Source organism: Pseudonocardia terrae (genome assembly GCF_021343995.1).
Taxonomy (GTDB): domain Bacteria; phylum Actinomycetota; class Actinomycetes; order Mycobacteriales; family Pseudonocardiaceae; genus Pseudonocardia; species Pseudonocardia terrae.
The window spans coordinates 1-3726 of the sequence record NZ_JAJTTE010000125.1 but is presented as its reverse complement, the minus strand read 5'-3'; the positions used below and the strand labels follow the sequence as shown (position 1 = coordinate 3726).

Genomic DNA, 3726 nt, shown 5'->3' with positions numbered 1-3726 from the left:
GGCGCTGTCGGCGCTGTCGGCGCTGTCGGCGCTGTCGGCGCTGTCGGCGCTGTCGTCGCTGCGGTCGGCGCTGCGGTCGGCCTGATGGTCGGCACTGTGCGAGGTGGCCACGGTCCTTCAGAGCTCGAGAAGCTCGGATTCCTTGTGCTTGACCAGCTCGTCGACCTGGTGGACGTACTTGTCGGTGACGCCCTGCAGCTCCTTCTCGGCGCGGGTCACCTCGTCCTCACCCGCCTCGCCCTCCTTGACGATGCGGTGCAGCTCGTCCATCGCCTTGCGGCGGAGGTTGCGGATGGTGACGCGCGCGTCCTCGCCCTTGCTGCGCGCGACCTTCACCATCTCGCGGCGCCGCTCCTCCGAGAGCTGGGGGATGATGCAGCGGATGATCTGGCCGTCGTTGCTGGGGTTGAGGCCCAGGTCCGAGTCCCGGATGGCCTTCTCCATGGCCTTGAGCTGGCTCGCGTCGTACGGCTTGATGACCGCCATCCGCGCCTCGGGGATCGACACCGAGGCGAGCTGGTTGAGCGGCGTGTAGGCGCCGTAGTAGTCCACGACGACCTTCGAGAACATCGCCGGGGTCGCCCGGCCGGTGCGCACGCTGGCCAGGTCGTCCTTGGCCACCTCGACTGCCTTCTCCATCTTCTCCTCGGCGTCGAAGAGGGTTTCGTCGATCACGGCTGCTCCCGGTGCGTTCTGACGTGTCGTTCTCAGGTCTCGGGTGTGCTGACCAGGGTGCCTATCCTCTCACCCGCGACCGCGCGGGCGATGTTGCCCTCGGTCAGCAGGTTGAAGACGATGATCGGCATCTGGTTGTCCATGCAGAGGCTGAAGGCCGTGGCGTCGGCGACCTTGAGGCCGCGCTCGAGCACCTCGCGGTGGGTGATCTCGTGGAACATCTGAGCCGTCGGGTCGAGCTTCGGGTCCGCGGTGTAGACCCCGTCGACGCCCTTGGCCAGCAGCAACGCCTCGCAGCCGATCTCCAGCGCGCGCTGCGCACCGGCCGTGTCGGTGGAGAAGAAGGGCATACCGACGCCCGCCCCGAAGATCACGACCCGGCCCTTCTCGAGGTGCCGGATGGCCCGCCGGGGGATGTAGGCCTCGGCGACCTGCCCCATCGTGATCGCGGTCTGCACGCGGGTGTCGAGATGGTGCTCGCGCTCCAGGAAGTCCTGGAGCGCGAGACAGTTCATCACGGTGGCGAGCATGCCCATGTAGTCCGCGCGGGAGCGGTCCATCCCGCGCTGCTGCAGCTCGCTGCCGCGGAAGAAGTTGCCGCCCCCGATCACGACCGCGATCTGGGCGCCGCTCGCGACGACCTCCGCGATCTGCCGGGAGACGGTCTCCACGACCTTGGGATCGACGCCGAGCCCACCACCGCCGAACATCTCGCCGCCGAGCTTGAGCAGCACGCGGCGGTACCCGCGGCGGGTGCCTTTCTCGGCGTCGATCCCCTGGTCGGTCATGCTCAGGCCTGGCCGACCTCGAAGCGGACGAAGTCCTTGACGGTCACGCCCGCCTCGTCCAGCAGCGCCTTCACGGTCTTCTTCGAGTCCAGCACGGAGGCCTGCTCGAGGAGCACGACGTCCTTGTAGAACCCGGTGATCCGGCCCTCGACGATGCGGTCGAGGATCTTCTCGGGCTTGCCCTCCTCGCGGGCGGTCGCCTCGGCGATCCGCTTCTCGTTCTCCACGACCTCGGCCGGGACCTGGTCGCGGGTGGTGAACTGCGGGCGCGCGGCGGCGATGTGCATCGCGACGTTGCGGGCGGCCTCGGCGTCGTCACCCTCGTAGGCGACGAGCGCACCGATGGCCGGCGGCAGGTCGCTGGCGCGGCGGTGCAGGTAGACCGCGACCGGGCCGTCGACGTGGATGTACCGCTTGAGCTCCAGCTTCTCGCCGATGCGGGCGGAGAGCGCCTGGATCGCGTCGGCCACGGTGCCCCCGTCGAGCGGGGCCTTGGCCAGCGCCTCGACGTCGGCCGGCTTCTGGTCGACGGCGACGGCGAGGATCTTGGTGGCGAGGTCGACGAAGTCGTCGCTCTTCGCGACGAAGTCGGTCTCGCAGTTCAGCTCGACCATGGTGCCGCCCTCGGCGACGACCAGGCCGTTGGAGGTGGAGCGCTCGGCGCGCTTGCCGACGTCCTTCGCGCCCTTGATGCGGAGGAGCTCGACGGCCTTGTCGAAGTCGCCCTCGGCCTCCTCGAGCGCCTTCTTGCAGTCCATCATCCCGGAGCCGGTGAGCTCACGGAGCCGCTTGACGTCGGCGGCGGTGTAGTTCGCCATCTCGGTGTCTTCTCGTCCTTCGCGGTGCGGGTGGGTCGGGGCCGATCGGCGGCCGGGGCGGGGTGCGCCCCGGCCGCCGGGATCGGGTGGTTCTCAGCCGGCGGTCTGCTGGGTGCCGTTGCTGGTGCTGGCGGGGGCCGAGCCCGCGCCCGCGGCGGCGGTCTCGCCGCCCAGGCTCGCGCCGTCCGACCCGCCGCCGGCGAGGAGCTCCTGCTCCCACTCGGCCAGCGGCTCCTCGGTGCCCTCGGCCTTCTCGCCCTCGTTGCGGTTGCCGCCCGAGCGCGCCAGCAGGCCGTCCGCCGCCGCCTTCGCGATCACCTTGGTGAGCAGCGCGGCGGAGCGGATCGCGTCGTCGTTGCCCGGGATCGGGTAGTCGACCTCGTCGGGGTCGCAGTTCGTGTCCAGGATGGAGACGACCGGGATGTTGAGCTTCCGGGCCTCGCCGACGGCGATGTGCTCCTTCTTGGTGTCGACCACCCACACCGCGCTCGGCACCTTCGACATGTCGCGGATGCCGCCGAGGGTCTTCTCGAGCTTGTCCTTCTCACGGGTGAGCATGAGGATCTCCTTCTTGGTACGACCCTCGAAGCCACCCGTCTGCTCCATCGACTCCAGCTCCTTGAGCCGCTGGAGGCGCTTGTGCACGGTCTGGAAGTTGGTGAGCATGCCGCCCAGCCAGCGCTGGTTGACGTACGGCATGTTGACCCGGCCCGCCTCCTCGGCGATAGCCTCCTGGGCCTGCTTCTTCGTGCCGACGAACATGATCGTGCCGCCGTGGGCCACGGTCTCGCGGACGAACTCGTAGGCGCGGTCGATGTACGACAGCGTCTGCTGCAGGTCGATGATGTAGATGCCGTTGCGCTCGGTGAGGATGTAGCGCTTCATCTTCGGGTTCCAGCGCCGGGTCTGGTGCCCGAAGTGCACGCCGCTGTCGAGCAGCTGCTTCATGGTGACGACGGCCATGGCCGGTGTTCACCTCTCGGTCTGGCGCGGGCGGCGGAGGTGATCAGCGATCACACCGGCCGGTCCGCGCGTGGCGGTTGTCGCGGGATCCCCTGCGGGACCCCGCCCTGGCGCCGCGCCGGCTCCCGGACCCGCATCCGGCCCCTCGGCAGGAGTGCGGGACCGCCCGGTCGCCGACCCCGCTTCCGCAGGGCACGCGAGCGCGCGAAGTCACCCCGAGTGGTCGAGGTGCAGGGTCGAGTGTACGCCCGGCCGCCGATCGGCCTCACCCGGGACGGCCGCCCGGAGCCGACCCGTCCCCAGGTTCGGGGGCCTGTGGATCGATCGTCCCCGCGCCGCCCGATCCGCGCTGCTCGGGGGCAGGGTGGCGGCATGGGGCGGGCCGGGGCGGTGGCGGGTCGGGTGGTCGCTCGACGGGCGGCAGGGCGGGTGGCTCGGCGGGTGGCGTTGTGCGCCGTGGCCGGCGGAGTGCTGCTCGGGTC

The 3726-nt window shown here is 70.3% G+C and carries 4 protein-coding genes; all 4 read right to left on the bottom strand.

Translation table 11 applies throughout. The annotated features are described in order from the left end of the window. Positions 1 to 117: 117 nt before the first annotated feature. Entirely contained in the window at positions 118 to 675 is a 558-nt protein-coding gene (frr, locus tag LWC33_RS34380) for a ribosome recycling factor (protein WP_232872300.1), read from the bottom strand. A 32-nt stretch (positions 676 to 707) separates the two neighbouring features. Next, positions 708 to 1463 (bottom strand): UMP kinase, encoded by a 756-nt coding sequence (pyrH, locus tag LWC33_RS34375; protein WP_233308890.1) that lies wholly within the window; start codon positions 1461 to 1463, stop codon positions 708 to 710. A gap of 2 nt (positions 1464 to 1465) precedes the next feature. After that, complete coding sequence (gene tsf, locus LWC33_RS34370; RefSeq protein ID WP_233308889.1) at positions 1466 to 2281, bottom strand: translation elongation factor Ts; 816 nt, start codon at positions 2279 to 2281, stop codon at positions 1466 to 1468. 93 nt (positions 2282 to 2374) lie between these two features. Continuing rightward, on the bottom strand, positions 2375 to 3244 hold the full coding sequence (gene rpsB / locus LWC33_RS34365) for a 30S ribosomal protein S2 (RefSeq protein WP_233308888.1): 870 nt from the start codon (positions 3242 to 3244) through the stop codon (positions 2375 to 2377). Positions 3245 to 3726 lie beyond the last annotated feature (482 nt).